Genomic DNA, 22,636 nt, shown 5'->3' with positions numbered 1-22,636 from the left:
TGATCTTGTGGCGGATATCGCCACCATCTTTCACTGGTCGCCATCCATCACTGACGTTATGCCGCTGACTGAGGTGTTGGCGTGGCGGTATAAGGCAATTCAGCGAAGCGGGGCCAGCGATGAGTGACAATAACCTGCGTCTGCAGGTGATTCTTAATGCGGTTGACAAGCTCACCCGCCCATTTCGATCCGCGCAGGCCAGCTCAAAAGAGCTGGCTGCAGCCATTCAGCAAAGCCGCGCCCGTTTAAAAGAATTAGATGCTCAGGCGGGCCGCATTGACGGTTTCCGCAAGGCCAGCGCGCAGCTGGCAGTCACCGGTAACAGCCTGAAAGCCGCACGCGAAGAAGCTGCGAAACTTGCCACGCAATTCTCTGCCACCAACCGCCCGACGGCGGCGCAGGCACGGCTGCTTGAGCAGGCAAAAAACCGCGTTACGGAGTTACAGAGCAAATATAACGGTCTACGTCAGTCGGTGCAGCGCCAGCGTCTTGCGCTCAATGAAGCCGGACTGGACACGAAAAAGCTCAGTAGTGCGCAGCGGGAACTGCGGCAGAATGCCGACGAAACCCGGCAGGCCCTGGACCGGCAGCAGAAATCCCTTAAAAGCTTGGGCGAACAGCAGGCGCGAATGAACGCCGTCCGCGATCAGTATTCGCGCCGTCTTGAGGTGCGGGATCGCATCGCCGGGGCAGGGGCTACCACTACGGCTGCAGGGGGGGCAATGGGCGCACCTGTTGTGGCGGCAGTTAAGAGCTACGCCAGCATGGAAGATGCCATGAAAGGTGTGGCAAAGCAGGTAAACGGGCTGCGGGACGATAATGGCAACCGCACAAAACAGTTTTATGACATGCAGGATGCCATCAAGGCCGCCAGCGAACAGCTACCGATGGAGAACGGCGCTATAGACTATGCCGCGCTGGTTGAAGGTGGTGCTCGCATGGGGGTGACCAATCAGGACGATCCTTACGAAGAGCAGAAACGTGACCTGCTGGCTTTTGCATCCACGGCGGCAAAAGCGGCAACGGCCTTTGAGCTGCCCGCAGATGAACTGGCAGAAGGACTGGGGAAAATCGCGCAGCTCTATAAAGTTCCGACGCGCAATATTGAACAACTGGGCGATGCGCTGAACTACTTGGACGATAACGCCATGTCAAAGGGTGGGGACATTATCAACGTCCTGCAGCGTATGGGGGGCGTGGCTGACCGCCTTGACTTCCGAAAGGCCGCGGCGCTGGGTTCAACATTCCTTTCTCTTGGGGCTGCCCCGGAAATCGCCGCCAGCGCCTCTAATGCCATGGTGCGTGAACTGTCCATTGCTACCATGCAAAGTAAACGATTTTTTGAAGGCATGAATCTGTTGCAACTCAATCCGGCGGAGATTGAAAAGCAGATGACCACCGATGCCATGGGCACAATTCAGCGGGTTCTGGAGAAGGTCAACAATCTGCCGCAGGATAAACGCTTGTCAGCCATGACAATGATTTTTGGCAAAGAGTTTGGCGATGATGCGGCAAAGCTGGCTAACAACCTGCCGGAGCTGCAGCGCCAGCTGAAACTCACATCAGGTAGTGGTGCTAATGGCTCTATGCAGAAAGAATCCGACATTAACAAGGATTCATTGTCTGCGCAGTGGTTGCTGGTTAAGACGGGCGCGCAGAACGCTTTCAGCAGCCTGGGGGAAACGTTGCGCCAGCCGCTGATGGATATTATGGGCATGGTTAAGCGCGTGACCGGGGCGTTGCGTCGCTGGGTTGAACAGAATCCCGTGCTGGCTGGCACGCTGATGAAAGTGGCGGCAGCTACGGCAGCCATTACTGTTGGGTTGGGGGCGCTGGCAGTGGCGGTGGCTGCGGTACTAGGGCCGCTGGCGGTTATCCGGTTTGGCCTGTCAATGCTGTCAGTTAAAGCGTTACCTTCTGCAGCCGCCGCTGCCACACGTACAGGTAGCGTGCTGCGTTTGTTGATCTCTGGTCCGCTGGCTTTGCTGCGCGTGGCATTATTTGCTGTTGGTAGCCTGCTGGGTGCGCTGCTCAGTCCTGTAGGGCTGGTTGTGGCTGCACTGGCAGGCGTGGCGCTGGTTATCTGGAAATACTGGCAGCCCATTAGTGCATTTCTGGGGGGCGTGGTGGAAGGGTTCAGAGCCGCTGCTGCGCCCATCAGCGCCGCCTTTGAGCCGCTCAGACCCGTGTTTCAGTGGATTGGTGACAGGGTGCAGGCCTTGTGGGGCTGGTTCAATGATTTACTTACCCCGGTTAAATCCACTTCCGAAGAACTGAACAGCGCAGCTGCAATGGGGCGTCGGTTTGGTGAGGCGCTGGCGGAAGGTCTGAATATGGTGATGCACCCACTTGAGTCACTTAAATCCGGTGTGTCATGGCTGCTGGAAAAGCTCGGTATTGTCAGTAAGGAGGCGGCAAAGGCGAAACTACCTGCGCAGGTTACGCAGCCGCAGTCCGCCACAGTGAACAGTGACGGCAAAGTGGTGCTGCCGCCAGGCGGGTTCCCGGCTTACGCGGGGATGTATGACACGGGCGGGATCATTCCACGCGGGCAGTTTGGCATTGTCGGAGAAAATGGCCCTGAAATTGTGAACGGACCGGCAAATGTTACCAGCAGGCGGCGTACTGCTGCACTGGCCTCTGTCGTTGCTGGCGTGATGGGGGGAGCTGCGACACCTGCAGAAGCGGCTCCGCTTCATCCGTTCAGTTTGCCTGCGAGGGCATACCAGCCCCCGCTTGCTAAGGCAGATAGCCCGCCGCCGGTTATTCGTTATGAGATAAATGCGCCCATTCATATTGTCGCTCAGCCTGGGCAGAACGCGCAGGATATTGCCCGTGAAGTGGCACGCCAGCTTGACGAACGGGAGCGCCGGGCCAGGGCAAAAGCACGCAGCAATTTCAGCGATCAGGGGGGGTATGAATCATGATGATGGTACTGGGTTTATATGTATTTATGCTGCGCACTGTCCCTTATCAGGAACTGCAGTATCAGCGCAGCTGGCGACACGCCGCCAACAGCCGGGTGAACCGCCGTCCGTCAACGCAGTTTCTTGGCCCGGATAACGATTCACTGACACTGTCCGGGGTTCTGCTGCCGGAAGTGACTGGCGGCAGACTGTCATTACTGGCGCTGGAACAAATGGCTGAACTGGGCAAGGCATGGCCTTTGATTGAAGGTAGTGGAACCATTTACGGCATGTTTGTTATTGAGAGTCTGAGCCAGACAAAGACGGAGTTTTTTGCCAGCGGAATGCCCAGGCGCATTGAGTTTACGATCACCCTCAAACGGGTTGATGAGTCGCTCTCTGACATGTTCGGGAGCCTGAGTGACCAGCTCAGCAACCTGCAGGACTCCGCAGCATCTGCTATTGGGGGGATTAAAAACACGGTTGGAGGATTGCTGCAGTGAACGTTAATTCTGATCTCCTGAATCTGAACAGCAAAAGCCCGGCTTTCAGTATCACCATCGAAGGCAAAGACGTGACGACGGTGATGGACGCGCGCCTGATGAGTCTGACACTGACGGATAACCGGGGCTTTGAAGCGGACCAGCTTGATCTGGAGCTGGACGACGCCGACGGGCTGATCGCCCTGCCGCGACGTGGGGCTGTGATTCAGCTGGCGCTGGGCTGGAAAGGCCAGCCGCTTTTCCCTAAAGGGGTTTTTACCGTAGATGAAATTGAACACAGCGGTGCCCCTGACCGGCTGACCATCAGGGCGCGTAGCGCAGATTTCCGTGAAACCCTCAATACACGGCGCGAAAAATCATGGCATCAGACAACGGTGGGGGAGGTGGTAAAGGAAATCGCCGCCCGGCATAACCTCAAAGTGGCGCTGGGTAAAGACCTGACGGATAAGGCGCTGGATCATATGGACCAGACCAATGAAAGCGATGCAAGTTTTCTGATGAAACTGGCGAGGCAGTATGGGGCGATTGCTTCCGTTAAAGACGGGAACCTGCTATTTATCCGGCAGGGACAGGGAAGAACGGCAAGCGGCAAGCCGCTGCCGGTTATCACCATCACGCGCAAAGCCGGTGACGGTCATCGGTTCACCCTTGCTGATCGTGGTGCCTATACCGGTGTTATTGCCAGCTGGTTGCATACGCGTGAACCCAGGAAAAAAGAGACAACCAGTGTTAAGCGTCGTCGAAAGAAAGCCACCACACCCAAAGAGCCGGAAGCAAAACAGGGTGATTATCTGGTGGGAACGGATGAAAACGTGTTGGTTCTTAATCGTACCTACGCCAACCGGAGCAATGCAGAGCGCGCAGCAAAAATGCAGTGGGAACGCCTGCAGCGCGGGGTTGCTTCATTTTCCCTGCAGCTCGCTGAGGGGCGGGCTGATCTCTATACGGAAATGCCGGTGAAGGTGACGGGATTTAAGCAGCCGATTGATGATGCAGAATGGACCATTACCACCCTGACGCATTCTGTCAGCTCGGATAATGGATTTACGACCAGCATGGAGCTTGAAGTAAAGATTGATGGTCTTGAAATCGAATAATTGGTTCTCAATATTGAATAATGATGTATCATTATTGCGATTACGGCAAAAGTGGTGGGATAACAGCAATGATGAACTGTCCAGAGTGCGGTCATGCAGCACATACCAGAAGCAGCTTTCAGGTATCAGCTACGACAAAAGAACGTTACAACCAGTGCCAAAATATAAATTGTGGCTGTACGTTCGTTACTCATGAAACGTTTGTACGGCACATCATAAAACCGAATCTAATTTCTTCTGCGCCACCACATCCGGGAAAAGGTGGTCAAGGCCACATGAGTTTCTGAACAAAACCCGCTTTAATGGCGGGTTTTTTGTTGCCGCCAGTCCGACACGCTGTCGCCATTTTGCCGCCACTACCAAAGAAAAAGGGGCTACGTTTTCACGTAACCCCTTGTTTTATTTGGTGGAGCTGGCGGGAGTTGAACCCGCGTCCGAAATTCCTACATCCTCGGTACTACATGCTTAGTCAGTCTTTACATTCGCCTGGCACCTGCGGACGGACACGCCACTACCAGACTAGCCTGATTCGTTTTAACGCTTCAACCCCAGGCAGGGCATCCACGCGATCTCTTTTGGGTTTGACCTCTCTTGATCCCCGTCCTAAGAGCGGAGGCTAGGGAGAGAGGGCTCTAAGCAGGTTATTAAGCTGCTAAAGCGTAGGTTTCGTCGTTTGCGACTATTTTTTTGCGGCTTTTTACGAGGCCAACCGCCCCTCGGCATGCACCTTGGGTTTCGCAAATCCCGTCGAATCCAGAATCAGCCCCAATGTGTAAGGTAAGTATAACAGACTTGTGACACGCGTGACCAGCCCCCGTATCTTCTTATCTTCAACGATTTACCGCTCGCGCAGCGCTTCTTTCGCGCGATTAAACGGTTTGATTAAATAGTCGACAATGGTTTTTTCACCGGTTTTGATATCCACCGTGGCGATCATGCCTGGAACAATCGAAAAACGGCGTCCTGATTTATTTTGTAGATAGTCCTGGTGGGTGCGGATAAACACGCGATAGTAGAAAATTTCCGGTTTCACTTTATCCTGAATGGTATCCGGTGAAATGGTCTCCACCACGCCGTCAAGCCCGCCGTAAATGGCGTAATCGTAAGCAGTAATTTTAACCAATGCGCGTTGGCCGGGATGAATAAAGGCGATATCACGCGGCGAAAGGCGGGTTTCAATCAACAGACGATCGTCTACCGGCACTATCTCCATCATCTCACCGTTAGGCGGGATCACGCCGCCAATCGTCGTGACCTGGATATTTTTAACAATGCCGCGTACCGGCGAACGTATGGTAAGGCGGGTGACGGAATCCTCGCGTCCTTTTAAAATGGCGGAGAGCATATCGACCTCAGCGTTCGCTTTTGATAACGCTTCGCGTGCCTGCACATAATATTGTGAGCGCAGATCGGTAATTTTTAAGCCTAAATCGCTTTTTTGTCGTTGCAGGCGCAGCACTTCAACATGACTGGCCGCGCCGCTTTTCTCCAGACGCTGGGTAATGGCCAGCTCTTTATTAACCGACGCCAGCGCATCCCGTAGCTCGGCTTCGGTATCGGCCAGCTGCGCGCGGCGGCTTTTATAGAGACGCGTCTCTGCGGCAATCAGATCCGGCCAGCCGTTCAGCTCAGCGGGGAAGGCGAGAGGTAAGTCGTTGACTTCCGCGGTTAACCGTGCGCTGGAGGCGAGTGAAGCGCGATATTTTGCCGCACTTTCACCCACATTGGACGCCAGACGCGTCGGATCAAGCCGGGCGACAATCTGGTTAGCCTGAACTCTGTCGCCTTCCCGCACCGTCAACTGCGCCAGAATGCCGCCATCCAGCGACTGCAGAACCTGTTCGCGTGAACTGGGGATCACTTTCCCGTTGCCGGTGGAAACCTCATCCAGTCGGCCAAACCACGCCCAGATGCCGAGAATGAGAAATAACAGTGAGCAGATCAGAACAATACGACCCGCGCCGGAAAACGCCCGTTCACGCTGAATATCGGGATCGTCCATCGCGGCATCATGCTGATTGATTTTCATTTTTCCACTCCCGACGGTGACTTTGCATCCGATCCGCGTTAAGCGCCTGCGCTTTTGGCGCATCCATCACCAGTTGTCCTTCTTTCAGGACAACGACACGCTCAACCAGCTCCAGTATTGGTACCCGGTGCGTCGCGACGACCAGGGTACGGTTGCCAAGCCACTGATGTAACCGCTGAATAAACTCTCGTTCCGTATGCTCGTCCAGCGAGGCGCTGGGTTCATCAAGTAGCACAATATTGGGGGAGCGCAGCAGCATTCTCGCCAGCAACAGGGACTGGCGCTGCCCACCGGACAGGCCGTTACCGCCCTCCATAATGGGATGATCCAACCCTTTTGCCAGCCGCCTGACGAAGACGGCGCCGCCGCTGACTTCGAGCGCGTCAAAAATCTGTTCATCGTTGGCGTGCGGCGCGCCGAGCGTCAGGTTCTCTCGTAGGGTGCCGAAGAAAAGCCGCGCGTTCTGGCTAAGAAAGCCGATGTTGCGGCGTAAATCCGCCATATCGATGTGCGACAAGCTGAGATTATCAAGCCGGGCATCTCCCTGAATCATCTCCAGGCCGCCCGCCATCGCCTGTAAAAGTGTGGATTTACCCGCGCCGTTACGCCCCAGTATCGCAATCCGCTCGCCTGGCATGATCTCCAGACGCACGAGGCGCAGCGGTATGCGTTGATCGTCGTTATGGTAACGAAACTGAGCATTTTCAAAGAGGTAATGCCCGTGGAGGATGTCGCGGTGTATCAGGCTATCGTCATGCTGTGTCTCGGTGGGCAGTTGCATAATGTTGTCGAGACCCATCTTCGCCGCTTTCACCTGCTGCCAGCGCGCCAGCACGCCGCACAGGTTAGCCATTGGCGCGATCATCCGTGAGCCGAGCATCGACGCGGCGACCACGGCGCCGGTAGTCATACTGCCTTCAATGACCATCGGCGCGCCGAACATAATCACTGCGGCATACACCAGACTTTGTACCGACATCCCCCAACTGATAAGCCCTTGCGTGAGTTTGCGGGTGCGTAGACCCGACTCGCCGGTAATACGGATATAGCTATTCCACTGCTGAAGAAAGCGGTTCTCCGCCTGCATCAGTTTAATATCCTCCAGCCCCTGAACGCTTTCGACCAAGACTGCATTGCGTAGCGTCGCTTCGTGGGCGGCCTGGTTGGCGAGGACAGCCAGTTTTTTTTGCAGTGCGACGCCCGGCAGGATCATCAGCAGAGCCGCCACGGGCGCTATCCATGCCAGCGGTGGGGCAATAATCGCCAGGACTATCATAAACAGGAAAAAGAAAGGCAGATCGACAATGGTCGCCAGCGTTGAAGAGGTAATCATCTCGCGGATCTGCTCTAGTTCGCGTAACTGCGAGATAAAACTGCCGGTGGAACGGGGGATAGCGCTGTTGCGCAGCCTTAACGCATGACCGAATACCCGATCGGAAATGCGCATATCGGCGCGTTTACCGAGCACGTCCATAATGTGCGTACGCGCTTCACGCAGCAGAAAACCGAACAGCACCGCTACCAGCACGCCGAAGGAGAGCACGTACAGGGTAGGATATGACTGAGCGGGGATCACCCGATCGTAAACCTGCATAGAGAACACAATCCCGGCCAGCGACAGCACGTTAATCAGAAAGGCGGCGACCAGGTAAATAAGGGCGAATATCCTGCAGAACCAGCTCGCGCATCCAGTCGGGTTTAAAGCGGGAGATATAGCGATCGACGCGGCTATCCTTGAGCGCCGATAGCGGGCGTAGCGCGGCAACATAGAGGATCTCCGGCAATAACTCGCTGAGCGTCAGGCGGTTACGCTGACCCTCTTCTTCAATCACAAAAACGTCTACCGCATCTTCGCCATTAACATGCTCGATGACCAATAACTGCCCGTCCCGGAGCTCGACAACCAACGGCAATCGCCACTGACTAAATGCCGTTTTGTCTATGTCCGGCGCATGAAAGGATAAACCCGCCTGCCGCGCGAGCTGCGTTAAGGCGGTCGTTCTGCTTTTACCCCTAAACCACGGGGCGTTGGCCTGAATTGAACCGGGAGAACAGGCAACGCGATAATGACCGGCGACATAGCTGATGGCCTGCGCCCATTGGCTTAGCGCGCGCTCACTGAGTACCTCTTCTACATCGGGGGCGGCGCGGGTCATGGCTGGATCTCCACGGATTGAATGCTGCGATGATTTAACGCGAACGCCTGACGAAGCGCGCCGGTGTTATACAGACAGTTCAGTTGTAACTGATGCAACTGGCTTTCCGTTTGCAGTTCGGCAAAACGCGCCTGGTAAACTTCCTGCTCCGCATTAAGCACGTCGAGCAGCGGGCGGGAACCGAGGTCAAGGTATTGCTGCTGATACAGTTCGCGCGTGCGTTCGCTAAGCTGCTGTTGCCGACGAAGGATTTGTAACGCGCTGGCAAGACTCATTGCCTGGCTGCGCGCCTCCATCAGTTTCTGGCGGACATCAAGCCGGGTGCGCTGAATGGTCGACTGAGCCGCGTCTACCGCATGGCTGGCGGCGTTGCGTCGGGCAGTCAGCCCTCCGCCCTGATAAAGCGGCATCTCAACTTTTACCCAGGTGGAATACTGGGTTTTATCCAGCACTTCATGACTGGGATATTTATCATTAAGATAATGTTGTACAGAAGGTTCGAGCGAAATCGTCGGCGTCATTTGCGCGCTGGCATAGTCCAGATTCGCCCGCGCAACGTTGGCCTGCGCCCAGGCGGCCAGTACCGCGGGCACCAGTCGATCGTCGGGAGTCGCCGTCTCACAGCTGCGAGCAAGTTTCGCCGGGAAGTCATTATTGATACCGTTAAGCGAATTCCAGCCCAGCCAGCTCATCAGTGAGGCTTTCGCACTGTCGAGATTGGCCTGATACTGCGCCAGTTGCGAGCGGGCGGATTCGATTCTGGCTTCGGTTTGCACCACGTCAGAGAGCGACGTAGCGCCTTCATCGCTGCGCTGCCGGATAAGTTTACCGATGCCGTCCGGCGCGACGAGCTGTTCTTCCGCCGCTTCTACCATTTGCTGCCAGCTCTGCGTTTGTACAATGGCGTTGGCGGTTTCGTGCGCGACGGTATCAATACTGAGCAACACATTGGCCTGTTGCTGCGCTGCGCCTGCGGTTTCGGCGCGAACCTGGCTTGCCACTTTGCCGAAGTCATAAAGCATTTGCGATACCGACAGCACTAGCGAGGGGCTATACCCGTGATCGGTGTAGGTATTGCTGTACCCATTGTTCACGCCAGCGCTGACTTGCGGATAATATTTCGATTTGGCGACCTCTATTTGTTCATTCTGTGCGAGCAGTTTGCCGATGGCTTCGCGAATAGAAGGATGCCAGTTAACGGCGCGATTGACCGCGTCATTGAGCGTCAGGTTGCCCGGCGCGGCGGCGCTGAGCGGCAACTCAGCGGCGGAGCCATCCAGCGAAGGAAGCATCTGGTCCGTTGCTAATCCTTCGGATGTAATCATTGGCGGCGCTTCTGCGCCCCGGGGCTGGTGATGAAACAAAGCAAATGCCAGTACGATGGCGGCAGGCGCGACTCTTCCCATAGTTTATCCCTTTTAAATATCACCGCTTGTTGCCCCGAACGTCGTGGCGTTCGGGGCTTTTTTATCAACCGCCGGTTATCAGGTGGTTGTTCTGCAACAGATCATTTAGCGTGAGCTGCACATTCTCCAGAGTGACAAGGTCAGTGGATTTAAACGCACTGCCGGCGCCGTCGCGATCGACGGATATCACCGTATTGGCGCCGCTGGTATGAACCTGCACAAAGTTACCCAGCGTCGCCGCCTGGTGATCCCAGCCGGTCAGCAGTTCGTGGATATCGATCTTGTCGCCCTGCGCGGTAGAGAAGTTTTGCCAGCGATCGACGCCGTTGCCGCCGGTCGCGTCCGCGCCGTTTAACAGATGGTAAATCAGCGTATCGCCATAGGCGGAGCCGATGAGAACATCGTTTTGGTTGGTACTGACGATTTGTGGCGCCATATCAATGGTCAATGTGGCGCTATCCGTATGACCCATCTTGTCATCCAGTTGATAGGTAAAGACCTCTTTACTGGTGATGGACGACATCGCGACGCCATTATTCAGGGTGTAGGTGTAAGCGCCATCGAGGTTAATTTGCAATGTGCCGTAATGTCCCTGAATCGTGGCGCTGGTGGTATTCGCCGCGGCGTCCAGCGTGGCGGCGCTGCCGTTATACCCGCTAATGCTCAGGCGGGTATTCACCGTATTAAGCTGATCCATCGCCCCCGCCGCGTCGCTGCCGTCAAAAATATTGCCGAGAACGGTATGCGTTCCGGACGTTTCAAAATTATCCAGATCGACGGTGGTGCCGATGACGCGTGGCGTGATCGTCGCCGCCCCGGCCAGGGTATTGGTGCCGGTAAAGTTAAGCGTGTACGTTCCGGCATCCAGCTCCAGACCGCTCAGGTTGACGGTCACCGTCGCGCTGCCCAGCGTGATATTCGCCACCGGAACGGTTCCGTTGCGTATGACGGTCCCGTTCTCCTGAATGGCCCAGCTAATATTCAGATTGCCCAGCGTAATGAGCGTGGAGACATCAAAGACCAGTGACGCGCCTTTAAGTACGGTGCCCGTTGCAACGTCAAAGGTGCCGCTCCCGCTGCCCGATTTGCCGAGTAGCCCCCAACTGGCGCTGCCGACGCTGGAGTCCAGCCAGGCAGCGGTATCCTGAAGCGTGGCGACGCTGAGGATATCGCTGACATCATTAATCGCATCCAGCGCCTTGGCGGTTGGCGTGATATTGAGCGAGGCCGTATCGGTATCGCCGTTTGGCGCTTTGACCGTATAGATAAAGCTGTCCGGCGTTTTAATGCTGTCGGCGCCGACGCCGTTCTTCAGCGTGTAGGTATAGTTGCCTCTTGCGTCAATGATGAGCGAGCCATACAGCCCGTTTACCTCCGTTGTGCCGGTCGCCGCAATCGCCACGCCGTTTACTTCAGTGAGGAGGGCGTCCGTAGGGACGACATCATTGGTCAGTACGTTGCCGGTGGTGTTGGCGGTGATACTGTCAACGGCATAGGTGTGGTCCTGGGAAATCGCCAACGTATAGCCAGTGAGGACGCTAATGCCGCTGGCGGTATTCAGCACGAACAGGTATTCGCCGCCAGGCAACGTCAGGGTCAGCGGCTGGGACTGTCCGGCTAACAGCAGGGTGTTAATCCAGCCCTTTTCCACCCGGAACTGCTCATATTGCTGAATGGCATCGTTGAAGCGATAAACGTACAGATCGAACGTGGAAACCAGTGAGACGCCGCCGACGGTTCCCTGTAACGTCATGGTTCGCGTAGCGCCTTCTTCAACGTTAAAGATGATCGGATTAGTCATATCATCAAGCAGATTCGCGTTCAGTACATTACCAAGTCCGACGCTTAATACCGTGACGCCGCTTTGTGTCGAGGGACCGTTGTTGACGTAGCTAACGTGAGTATCAAAGACCAGCGAGGCGTTATTGTCTGTCGCTATCACGCTGCCCGGTACAGGCGCGGGACCCAGATTGATAACCAGTTGCGCGGCGCTGCTACCGACGCCATTCTGGGTAATGGTGTAGGTGAAGCTCTCTTTATGTCCGTATCCTGCCGTGGGCTTAGCCAGCGTGTAGGTGTAACTGCCGTCCTGATTAATGTGCAGCGTGCCGTATTGTCCCTGGATATCCACGCCGCCCGCGCCGACCGGCGTACTGACGCCGTTGGCGTTGGTGATGGCGGTGACCGTGGTGCCCGTCGGCGCGGTATCATCAGCCATGACGTTGCCGGTACTGATGGTTGGCCCGCTAATAATACCTGCGCTGGTCTGGTGTACATCGACATCCAGGCTGGTATATGACCCGGTGGCGAGCAGACTGGTGTTATAAGTGAGTACCCGGTACTGGCCTTCGCCCAGGCCGCTCAGGTTCAGGGTAACGCCGCTCCCGGTCAGGGTAAGCAAATTCGCGAAGTCGCCAACGGCGGTGTTGACGATCGTCGTCCAGGCGCCGAGGCTGGTGTCGTAGCGCTGTACCACAATCTCCTGAGTACTGAGCAGCGAAAGCACGATTCCCGTTGCGGCGGCATCGATGGTGACGTCGCCCGTACCACCTTCAGCAATGGTGAACTCAACCTGAGCGGTATCGTTACCCAAAACCGAGGCGACATTGCCAAGCGCGCCAACCAGCAGCAGGCCGTAATCCGAATAGCTTTGCGTGCTGGTGACGGCGGTAGAGGTCAGATCAAGGCTGGTGATGTTATCCCTTGCCGCCAGCGGCAGAACCGGCGCGGTAATGCCTAACGTGCCGGAGGCGTTACCCGCAGCGTCAGTGGCCGTCACGTTAATGAGCTGACCTTCAATTTGTTTTGTCGGCAAGGTGAGAGACCATGCGCCGTTGCTGCCAGCGGTGGTGGTGAGCGTCACGCCCCCCGTCAGCGTGACGGTTACGGTGCTGTTTGCCTCTGCCAGCCCGGAAAGTGAACCGCCATCGGCGCTGAGCGTACCTGACGGCGTACCGGGCGCCAGCGTATCGACAATCACCGTCGCGGCGGTGGAGAAGCTGCCTGTACCGTTGGCGTTAGTCGCGGTGGCGGTGAAGGCGTGGCTGCCTTCGGTCAAATTGCCTGTCGGGGTAAAGCTCCAGTTTCCGCTGGCGTTCGCCGTGGTGGTGCCGAGCAGCGCCCCGTTGTTATAAATGCTCACCGTGGCGCCCGCCTGAGCGGTACCATTCAATGTGGGTTGTGCGTCATTAGTGACCTGGCCGTTGGCGATAGCGCCGGTATAAATACCCACATCATCTACTACGTTGGTGATGATCGGTGCTTCCGGCACACGCGTATCGGGCGCGGTAAATCCGGCGGCAATGCCTGTGTTGCCTGCTTTATCCTGGGCAAATGCCAGTAGCGGCTGACCATTGGTCTGCGCGGGCGTGAGTGTGGCGGTGAAGCTGCCTGTACCGTCGGCGGTGGCGGTTCCCAGTACCACACCAGTATCAGAGGTAATCGTCACTGTACTGCCTGCTTCCGCGGTGCCCGTCACCCGATTACCGGTAGCATTGATGACCAGGTTGCCGGGCGCGCCGGGCGCAATGGTATCCACGATAATCGTTATCGATGGCGAAGCGGCGCTAACGTTGCCAGCCGCATCGGCGGCGCTAACGCTATAGGCGTGACTTCCCTGGCCGAGCGCGGCGGTTGGCGTCCAGCTCCAGTTGCCGCTGGCATTGGCGTTCACGGTCGCGACCAGCGCGCTATTATCGAAGATGCTTACCGCGCTGTTGGCTTCCGCAGTACCGTTGAGCGTCGGCTGTGTGTCGTTGGTCGATTGTCCATTGCCAATGGCGCCGGTATTGTTCGGGACATCATCAACGATGCTGGTTATAAGCGGAACCGTTGGCGCAAGGGTATCGACCACGATAGTAAAACCGCTGGTGGCCGGGCTAACGTTGCCTGCCGGGTCGGTGGCGGTCACTGTTAATGTGCGCGTGCCGTCGTTTAACCCTGTCGTCGGCGTGAAGCTCCACGCGCCGCTCGCGTTAGCCGGGGTGACGCCAAGCAGAGTGTCGCCATCATAGATACTGACCACGCTGCCCGCTTCGGCAGTGCCGTTCAGCGTGGGGCGGTTATCATTGGTTATCTGACCATTAGCGAGATTTCCTGTGACCCCACCCGCGACGTCATCCACCACGGACGTCAGGATTGGCGTTTGCGGCGCGGTGGTATCGACCGTCAGGGTGAAAGCCGTACTGTTCGGGCTGCTGTTTCCTGCGGCATCGGTGGCGACGGCGGTGATGACGTGCGTTCCGCTTGCCAGCGTTGAGGTGGAGACGCTCCACGCGCCGTCAGGCTGAGCCGTTGTCGTGCCAATGACCGTACCATTTTCATAGAGCGTGATCGTGGCGCCGGCTTCTGCGGTGCCGCTGAAGGTTGGCGTAGGATCGTTGGTATTTTGGCCGTTCGCGATCGTGCCGAGGCCTGGCGCCTGATCGTCACTGACTGATGTGATTACCGGCGTCAGCGGCGGCGTAGTATCGACGACGAAATTAACGCTGTCCGAAACGGGGCTGGCGTTGCCTGCGGCATCAACGGCAATGACGGTAATTACATGGTTGCCCGTCGCCAGCGAGGCGTCGGGCGTGTAGCGCCAGCTACTGCTATTGTCGGCGGGAATTTCAGCCAGCAGCGTGCCGTTATCGTAGAGACGAATAGTTGTGTTGGCTTCACGGGTGCCGCTAATGACAGGGCGCGCCTCGTCTGTGATCTGTCCTGAACTCAGATTGCCGGTAATGGGGCCCGTACCGTCGTAGACCGTATCAATAACAGGCGCGGCGGGAGCCGTGGTATCAATAGTAAACGAGCGTATTTCGGACGCGGCGCTGGTATTGCCTGCCGCATCGGTTGCTGTCGCCGTCAGGTTCCAGACGCCCGCGCCCAGCGAGGTAGACGGTGTAAAGCTCCAGCTACCGTTGGCCTGAACTTGCGCCGTACCGACCAGCGCGCTGCCATTATAAATCGAGATGGTTGTACCCGCCTCACCGGTACCCGAGAGTGTTGGTCGGGTTTCGTTCGTCGAGCCGCCGTTGGGGACGATGCCCGTTACCGGCGCCGTATTATCTGCCACGCTGGCGATAACCGGCGCGGCGGGCGGTGTGGCGTCAATCGTCAGCACAAATCCGCTGGACACCGAGCTGCTATTACCCGCCGGATCGGTGGCGCTAAGGGTGAACGTGTGGCTACCGTTTGCAAGCGGCGTCTGCGGCGTGAAACTCCACGTGCCGTCGCTATTCACCGTCGTGGTACCGATGGACGCGGGATTACCGTCAAGATAGACATTAATCGTCGCGCCTGCCTCTCCGCGCCCGTTCAGGGTGGGCGTCGCATCGTTCGTTAGCTGCCCGCTAACCAGGTTGCCGGTAATTCCGGGCTGGTCATCCACGACGGAGGTGAGAACCGGGATCGCCGGAGGCGTAATATCGACCACGATCGTCCACGGCGCGGAGACCGCGCTGGTATTGCCCGCCGGCTCGGTAGCGCTAACCGTCAGATTATGGCTTCCCTCTGACAAATTGCGGGGCACCGGGAAGGTCCAGCTACCGTTTTCGCCTACCTGAGCCGTGCCAAGCGGCGTACCGTTATCAAAAATGGTGATTGTCGCGCCAGGTTCGCCAGTTCCGTTCAGTATTGGCTGCCGATCGTCGGTGGATTGCCCCGGTAACACCGGAACGGTCGGTTGATTGTTATCGTCAATCACGGACGTGATAACCGGCACATCTGGCGCCTGCGCGTCAATGTTCAGCGTAAAGCCGTCCGAAGGCTGGCCGCTATTGCCAGCGGGATCGGTCGCCACGGCGGTAAAGATGTGCGCGTTGCTCTCTAGCGGCGCGTTCGGGGTGAAGCGCCAGTTGCCGCTTTGATCTACCGTGGCGGAACCGATTTCTACGCCGTTATCCAGAATGCGGATCGTGGCGCCAGCTTCTCCCGTTCCGTTGAGCGTCGGGCGTGAATCATTGGTGAGCGCGCCGTTATCCAGCGTACCGGTCATGCCGGGGACATCATCCGTTGCGCTGGTAATAACCGGTTGCGCCGGCGCGCTAAGATCGACAGTGATCCCGACCGGTGCGGACAGGCCGCCCGGGCCATTCGCATTGGTTGCCTGGACGGTGAAGTAATGTGTGCTTTCGCTTAATGGCGTCGCGATCTCAAAGATCCAGTTCCCACTGGCGTCAACGGTGGCAAAGCCTGCCGAATCGCCATCAATGAAAACTTCAACGGTAGAGCCGATATCCGTGGTGCCGCGCAGCGTCGGCATGGTGTCGTCCGTGGCGCCGCCCGCCGCAATATTCCCCTGTACGCTCCCGACATCATCTTCAATCGCCGTGATGGCCGGGACGGCGGGCAGACCGCTGTCGGAAGCGGGAAAATTCGTAGCCGGGCCGTTATTCCCCGCGCGATCGATAGCAATTGCCGTCAGCGTACCGCCATCGGTTTGCGCCGGACTGAGCGTAACGACGAATTCACCGGTGCCATTAGCGACAGCGCTGCCGACCAGGGTGCCATCGGCATGGTGAATTTCAACGGTAGCGTAAGGATCGGCAAGTCCGGTGACGCGCGTGCCATCGTCGTCCACCGTCTGGATCGTTGGCGCGGGCGGGGCAGTGATATCCACGGTAATAGTGATCGGCTGGGTTTGCGCCGTGGTATTTCCAGCATCGTCAGTCGCGCTGAAGGTTAGCGCATGGCTGGCTTCTGATAATTCGGGCGTATTGAATGTCCAGACCCCGTCGGTGACGAGCGCCGTCCCGATTGCCACGCCATTGTCGTAAATCGTGACGGTGCTGCCGTTTTCGCCGCTGCCGTTAATAGTCAGCGTCCGATCGTTAGTAAAGGCGCCATCGGTTAATGGCCCGGTCACTGGCGCAACATCGTCAAGGATTTCATTGACGACGGGCGGTTGCAACGGAACGGTGTCGACGGTGAAGGTAAAGCTGTTCGATACGCCGCTGCTGTTTCCGGCGGCATCGGCGGCAATGGCAGTCAGGGTGTAGACGCCATCCGGCAGCGCGCTGGTCACCGCTAGCGTCCAGGTGCCGGTCTCATCGACGGTGACTACGCCTAAAACGCTGCTGCCATTATAGAGCGTAATAATGCTGCCGATGTCGCCAGTGCCGTGAATGACCGGTGTATTGTCGTCAGTGGTTGCGCCGCTGACAATAGTATCCTGGACTTCGCCGACGTTATCTTCGGCAAAAGTGATAACCGGATTGGCGGGCGCAGTGGTGTCTAGCGTAAAAGTGACTGAGGCGGAAGGTGGACTGATATTGCCCGCTCTATCGGTTTCCGTGACGGTAATGGTATAGGTTTCTGGCGTCAGTGCCGCAGGCGTAAAGTTCCAGCTACCGTTATCGCCTACCGTTGTGCGACCAATTTCACTGCCATTATTGTAGAGAATTATCGTGCTGCCGATCTCTCCCGTGCCGCTGAAGGTCGGCGTGGTATCGTTCGTTGCGCCATTATTGCCGATGTTGCCAATAACCGGCGCGACGTTATCGCTGATTAGCGGCGCGTCAGGCTGCGCTGGAGGCTGGGTATCAAGGGTAACGGAGAAAACGCCGGTGGTCGGGCTACTATTGCCTGCGGCATCCGTGGCGGTGGCCGTCAGGATGTTTAACCCTTCGCTCAGATTACGGGTTAGCGGATAGGTCCAGCTACCCTGTGGATTGACCTGGACGGTAGCCAGTTCTACGCCGTTATTGTACAGGGTGATGATGGTGCCGGGTTCGCCGGTGCCGCTGAGGGTCGGCATACGCTGATTGGTAATACTGCCGTTTGCCAGTAGCACCTCGCCTTCTCCGCCGGTGATGGCGGCTGACACGATCTGCGGCGCATCCGGCGCCTGGGTATCGATGCGTAGGGTAAAGCTGATGGATTCGGGACTTTCGTTCCCCGCCGGATCGTTGGCGCGAGCGGTCAGATGGTGGTCGCCGTCGCCCAGCGCGGCAGGCGGCGTAAACTGCCAGCGCCCGTCCGTGCCGACCAGCGCCTGACCTATGGCATTGCCATTATCGTAAAGGATGATTGTGTCGCCTGCGGTGCCGCTACCGCTCAACCGGGGCTGGGATTCCTGGGTAATCTGATTGGTATCAATCGTATTTCCGTCGCCGTCAGCTACGCCGATAACGCCGGGGGCGGCAGGGGCCTGGGTATCAATGGTAATCGTAAAATCGGTCGAAAAAGGCGTGGTGTTGCCGTTACTGTCGCTGGCCGTCACGGTAAAGGTGTAGGTGTCGTCCGCCAGTGGCGAGGCCGTGGTGTAAGCGTAGCTCCAGACGCCGGAATTACCGACGATAATATCTGCTATCCGGGCGCCATTCTGATACAGGTGTACTGTGGAACCCGGTTCACCTGTACCATTAATCGTTGGCGTGCTGTCGTTAGTGAGCCCCAGATGCGCGACGCTACCGAGAATACCCGGCGCATCATCTGTAATGAAGGTGATTACCGGTTGCTGCGGCGATTGCGTATCGACCACCAGGTCGAATGACGCGGCCTGACTGGCATTGCCTTTAGCGTCGGTTGCGATTACGGTCAGTCGATGCGCGCCTTCACCTAAATTTTGCGACGGCGTAAACGTCCAGGCACCGTTGGGCTGTAGCGTGGCGAGTCCCAGTGAAACGCCGTTATCAAAGACTTCGACACGCGCGCCGGCCTCCGCCGTACCGCTAAGGGTGGGACGGTTGTCGTTGGTGGTTTGTCCGTTAACCAGCGGCCCGGTGAAGCTTTCAACATCGTCCAGTACCTGAGTGATAATGGGCTTATCCGGGGCGGTGATATCGGGCGCTTGCGCTGTGGTTGGCGGGCTGACGTTGTTGGCGCTGTCGGTGGCGGTAGCGATAAGCGCCTGGCCGTTAGTCTGCGCCGTATTCAGCGGAACGATAAATTGTCCGTTGCCATTAGCGACGGCGCTGCCAAGTACGGTGTTGCTACTGTCGCGGATAGTGACCGTTGCCCCGGCTTCCGCCTGACCGCTTACGGACAGACCGTCGGTCGCCACGGTAAGACCGTCCGGTGCCGCAGGCGCAGTTTTATCCGGCGCGTTCAGCGTTTCTACCGGACCGCTATTCGCGGCTTTATCGGTAACGCTAATGCTTAATGTTTCGCCGTTAATTTTCGCCGGGCTAATACCTATTGAGAAGGTACCGTCGTCGCCTGCCGTTCCACTCCCGAGCGTATTTCCCAGGCTGTCTTTGATAACCACAGTACTGCCAGCTTCCGTAGTGCCGGTGAGTCTGTAGCCGACGTCGCTAACCGCTAGGCCTTCCAGCACCGGCGGCTGCGTGTCGATATCAATGGTAAAGGAGACGGACTGCCCGCTGGTGCCGCGATCGTTGGTCGCGGTAGCGGTAAAGACATGGTCGCCATCGGCAAGCGCCAGCGAGGGGGTAAAGCTCCATTTGCCGTCAGCGTCAGCGACAATGGGCGGAAAGGTCGCTACAGGAAAGCCATTATCGTTAATCGATATCGTACTGCCTGGTTCAGCAGTACCGCTGAGGGTTGGGCGGTTATCATCTGTGGCATCGCCATTTTTCAGCAGCCCGGTAACGGCGCCAGCGTCATCCGTCACGGTAAGGATAGTCGGCTGGGCAGGATACTGTGAGTCAGAAGCGGTAAACTCCGTGGCGGGGCCGATGTTACCGACGGCGTCCTGAATACGCGCTTCCAGACGCTCGCCGTGGGTCTGAGCCGGATTCAGCGTGATGCTGAAGTGGTTATTTTCTCCGGTAATTGTGGAGCCCAGGTAATTTCCCGCCGGGTCATAGATCGACACAGTACTGCCAGCTTCAGCGGTGCCGCTAACGGTTGTGCCGTCTTTCGCAACATTATCAATGATAGCGGCGTCAGGCGGCGTGGTGTCCACAATGATAGTAGGCGTTGTCGTCACGCGGCTCGTGTTTCCGGCTTTGTCGCTTTGTTCGACGGTAAAGGTATGTTCGCCATCGCTTAACGGCGTAGTCGGCGTAAAGGTCCAGCGTCCATTTTCGTCTACGGTAGCGCTGCCGATAACGGTTGAACCCTCTTTAATCGTGATGGTATTGCCTGCCTCTCCCTGCCCGGAAAATAGCGGTTTTGCCTCGTCAGTTCGGTCATTATTCTGTAGCGGCCCGGTGAGCAAACCGGTGTTATCGGCAATCAGTTCAACACGTGGGGCATCGGGGATGAGTGTGTCGATAGTCAGCGTAAAGCGGGCTGATTCGCTACTTTCGCCTTTCACGTTAGTCGCAATGGCGGTGAAATGATTTTCCCCATCCGCTAGCGCGCTGGTAATGGCAAAATGCCAGTTTCCGCTGGTATCAACCGTTGTTGAGCCTATTTCCTGACCATTGGCGTAAATATGGATGACTGTGCCTGCGCTGCCGGTGCCCTCCAGAGTGGGGGTATTGTCGTTCGTAAACTGGTTATTGCTCAGCGTGCTGGTGAGGGGAGCGGCATCATCGATAGCGGCGGTGATAGCTGGTGTATCGGGGAGAGGAATGTTGGGCGCATCGATGGTTGCGGATGGGCCGGTATTGCCGGCATCGTCAGTCGCGGTCACGGTAAGTTGTTCGCCGCTAATCTGTGGTGCTGTCAGATCAATACTAAATTTACCGTCGCTATCCGCTTTGCCCTCGCCAACGACGTTGCCTGAGGGATCTTTGATGGTAATGGTACTGCCCGCTTCGGCTTGCCCGCTTACCGTTTTTCCGTCCGCTGAAATCAATAATTCGCCGGGAGCGAGAGGCGGGGTAGTATCTACAGGATTACTGCTACCTGGAGTATTGCCGTTGGGGGTACTGCCGCCGGGATTGCTGTTATCAGGGGGATTACCGTCAGGATTGGTGTTATCGGGGGGCGGATTATCGCCATCCGAATGATGGTGGGAATCGCCGCCGCCGGAAGACGCGATAGCGGCAATGCCGCCAGCCGCCACCGCGCCAGCCAGTACCCACGGCCAAACGGCGCCGCCTGCTTCATGGGAAGCGCCGGAAGTGACCAGCAGTTCATTAATATCAGCGATTTGTTCAAAATGTAGCCCGGCTTGCGGATTTTCTACCCACCATAACGTGCCATCGTTTTCCGCCAGTACCAGCTGGCTTGCGCCCAGATCGTTGGTAACGTAAAAGTTTTTAATCGTGATCGTTTCGCCGGAATGGAGCGTCACCACCAGATCCTGATTAATGCGCGTAAGTTGACTAATTTCCTCCCGGGCCACTGATAATTTAACAATTGACGGGGCGTTAAGAGTGACCGCTGAGGATTCCACAGTGGTGGAGACGCCAGTCAATTTCGAAACCACGGCGAGTAGACGCATAAATTAGCTCCTGATGGATTTGCTCTGTGTATTAATTAACGGGCACGACGTTCAGGGCAAAATGCGTAGACGAGCCTTCCCGTTCATCATGAGAGATGAATTTCCGTAGCCATATTCTTTTTTATGAGCGTAGGTGAAGGTCTGGTTTTCTCGCCGAATAATCCTTTGTTTTTTGTGCCTGACTAGTGCTTTCGTATTAGATGATATAGTCAGAAAAAAATCTTTCTGCAAATTAAGATCTATTGATAAAGATGTTAGTGCGTCTGAAATATAACGGAGTTTGTGTTAAGGAGAGGTGGGGCAGGCTAACAACGCATGATAGTTTTTTATTTATCTTTATGTTTTATAATGAATTTTAATTTCTTCTTCTTTTTCTTTTTTAACATAAAAACAATACCTTTTGTGAAGGTATTCAGCAATATTAAATTTTATAAAAATCATTTGAAGTATTGTGTTATTAGGCTATAAAAATTTTTTAAACGAAGAATATATTCTTGTTGTGGTATTTATTGCTATTGATAAGCGTCAGACACAGAGAATATATTTTCGAGGCATGCATGAGATATGAACATTGACCAGCTTCATACTGAGAAGCTGGTCACAAAAAATGTCTATTATCGGCCTGCATTTTTCATAATGCGTGCTTTATCCAGTTGCCACTCACGTTCTTTAAGATCGGAACGTTTATCATGTTGTTTTTTACCTTTCGCCACGCCGATCTTCACTTTGCACCAGGCATTTTTCCAGTACAGAGAAAGCGCGACGACAGTATAACCTTCACGATTAATACGGCCATACAGTGAATCAAGCTCACGCTGATTTAACAACAGTTTGCGGGTTCGGGTTGGGTCGCATACGACATGTGTCGAGGCGACCGCCATCGGCGTAAAGTTTGCGCCAAACAGCCAGGCCTCGCCATCTTTGAGGATAACGTAACTGTCGCCGATATTGGCTTTTCCTGCGCGCAGAGATTTTACTTCCCAGCCTTGCAGGGCGAGACCAGCCTCGAACTCTTCTTCGATAAAGTATTCGTGCCGGGCGCGCTTATTCAGCGCGATGGTGGCTGAGCCCGGTTTATGTGCTTTTTTCTTCGTCATAAGTGTCGTGAATTCATAGGTAATCTGATATCGAAAACACCCCATTACGTCCTGATGAGGTGCAAAAATCTATCTTAGCATGAGTTGGGCTATGCACGCACAATTAAGGCATGACGGTTGGGGACAGCATTTTTTTTACTCGCTGATAAGTGGTATTA

The 22,636-nt window shown here is 56.2% G+C and carries 9 protein-coding genes, 1 other RNA gene and 1 pseudogene; 5 read left to right on the top strand and 6 right to left on the bottom strand.

Annotated elements, in window-relative coordinates:
* Positions 1-7 precede the first annotated feature (7 nt).
* From N7E69_RS02665 to N7E69_RS02645, 5 genes are all read left to right on the top strand, one after another.
* On the top strand, positions 8-127 hold the full coding sequence (locus tag N7E69_RS02665; protein WP_000763317.1) for a GpE family phage tail protein: 120 nt from the start codon (positions 8-10) through the stop codon (positions 125-127).
* The gene (locus N7E69_RS02660) at positions 120-2,927 is read left to right on the top strand and encodes a phage tail tape measure protein (protein WP_001282767.1); all 2,808 of its coding nucleotides are present in this window, start codon (positions 120-122) and stop codon (positions 2,925-2,927) included. Before N7E69_RS02665 ends, N7E69_RS02660 begins: the two co-directional genes overlap by 8 nt.
* Positions 2,924-3,409 carry a phage tail protein gene (locus N7E69_RS02655; protein ID WP_000980409.1) on the top strand — a complete coding sequence of 162 codons (486 nt, stop codon included), beginning with the start codon at positions 2,924-2,926 and terminating at the stop codon, positions 3,407-3,409. Before N7E69_RS02660 ends, N7E69_RS02655 begins: the two co-directional genes overlap by 4 nt.
* Entirely contained in the window at positions 3,406-4,506 is a 1,101-nt protein-coding gene (locus N7E69_RS02650; protein ID WP_001102266.1) for a phage late control D family protein, read from the top strand. The genes N7E69_RS02655 and N7E69_RS02650 overlap by 4 nt, the downstream gene beginning before the upstream one ends.
* Positions 4,507-4,574: 68 nt before the next feature.
* Positions 4,575-4,793, top strand: a complete 219-nt coding sequence (locus tag N7E69_RS02645; RefSeq protein ID WP_000980498.1) for an ogr/Delta-like zinc finger family protein — start codon at positions 4,575-4,577, stop codon at positions 4,791-4,793.
* A gap of 117 nt (positions 4,794-4,910) precedes the next feature.
* On the opposite strand, the gene ssrA is transcribed toward N7E69_RS02645, so the two are convergent.
* The 6 genes and pseudogenes from ssrA to smpB form a co-directional block, all read right to left on the bottom strand.
* Positions 4,911-5,273: a transfer-messenger RNA gene (gene ssrA, locus N7E69_RS02640) on the bottom strand.
* A 71-nt stretch (positions 5,274-5,344) separates the two neighbouring features.
* Positions 5,345-6,508: an HlyD family type I secretion periplasmic adaptor subunit gene (locus N7E69_RS02635; RefSeq protein WP_012543392.1), complete on the bottom strand. Its 1,164-nt coding sequence runs from the start codon at positions 6,506-6,508 to the stop codon at positions 5,345-5,347.
* A 7-nt stretch (positions 6,509-6,515) separates the two neighbouring features.
* Positions 6,516-8,691: pseudogene (locus N7E69_RS02630) on the bottom strand (type I secretion system permease/ATPase).
* Positions 8,688-10,097 (bottom strand): TolC family outer membrane protein, encoded by a 1,410-nt coding sequence (locus N7E69_RS02625; protein WP_000533843.1) that lies wholly within the window; start codon positions 10,095-10,097, stop codon positions 8,688-8,690. The pseudogene N7E69_RS02630 and the gene N7E69_RS02625 overlap by 4 nt, the downstream one beginning before the upstream one ends.
* A gap of 64 nt (positions 10,098-10,161) precedes the next feature.
* Entirely contained in the window at positions 10,162-21,381 is an 11,220-nt protein-coding gene (bapA, locus tag N7E69_RS02620) for a biofilm-associated protein BapA (RefSeq protein WP_261743189.1), read from the bottom strand.
* A 614-nt stretch (positions 21,382-21,995) separates the two neighbouring features.
* Positions 21,996-22,478, bottom strand: a complete 483-nt coding sequence (smpB, locus tag N7E69_RS02615) for an SsrA-binding protein SmpB (RefSeq protein WP_001518569.1) — start codon at positions 22,476-22,478, stop codon at positions 21,996-21,998.
* Between the last annotated feature and the right edge of the window lie 158 nt (positions 22,479-22,636).

Origin of the sequence: Salmonella sp. 3C (assembly GCF_025426275.1) — a bacterium.
Classification (GTDB): domain Bacteria; phylum Pseudomonadota; class Gammaproteobacteria; order Enterobacterales; family Enterobacteriaceae; genus Salmonella; species Salmonella enterica.
This window is presented reverse-complemented; position numbering and strand designations above follow the sequence as displayed.

Bases quoted from the DNA above. Each gene is read 5' to 3' on its own strand.
- N7E69_RS02660 (WP_001282767.1), top strand. From the start codon at position 120: ATGAGTGACAATAACCTGCGTCTGCAGGTGATTCTTAATGCGGTTGAC.
- N7E69_RS02625 (WP_000533843.1), bottom strand. From the start codon at position 10,097: ATGGGAAGAGTCGCGCCTGCCGCCATCGTACTGGCATTTGCTTTGTTT.
- N7E69_RS02655 (WP_000980409.1), top strand. From the start codon at position 2,924: ATGATGATGGTACTGGGTTTATATGTATTTATGCTGCGCACTGTCCCT.
- N7E69_RS02645 (WP_000980498.1), top strand. From the start codon at position 4,575: ATGATGAACTGTCCAGAGTGCGGTCATGCAGCACATACCAGAAGCAGC.
- smpB (WP_001518569.1), bottom strand. From the start codon at position 22,478: ATGACGAAGAAAAAAGCACATAAACCGGGCTCAGCCACCATCGCGCTG.
- bapA (WP_261743189.1), bottom strand. From the start codon at position 21,381: ATGCGTCTACTCGCCGTGGTTTCGAAATTGACTGGCGTCTCCACCACT.
- N7E69_RS02635 (WP_012543392.1), bottom strand. From the start codon at position 6,508: ATGGACGATCCCGATATTCAGCGTGAACGGGCGTTTTCCGGCGCGGGT.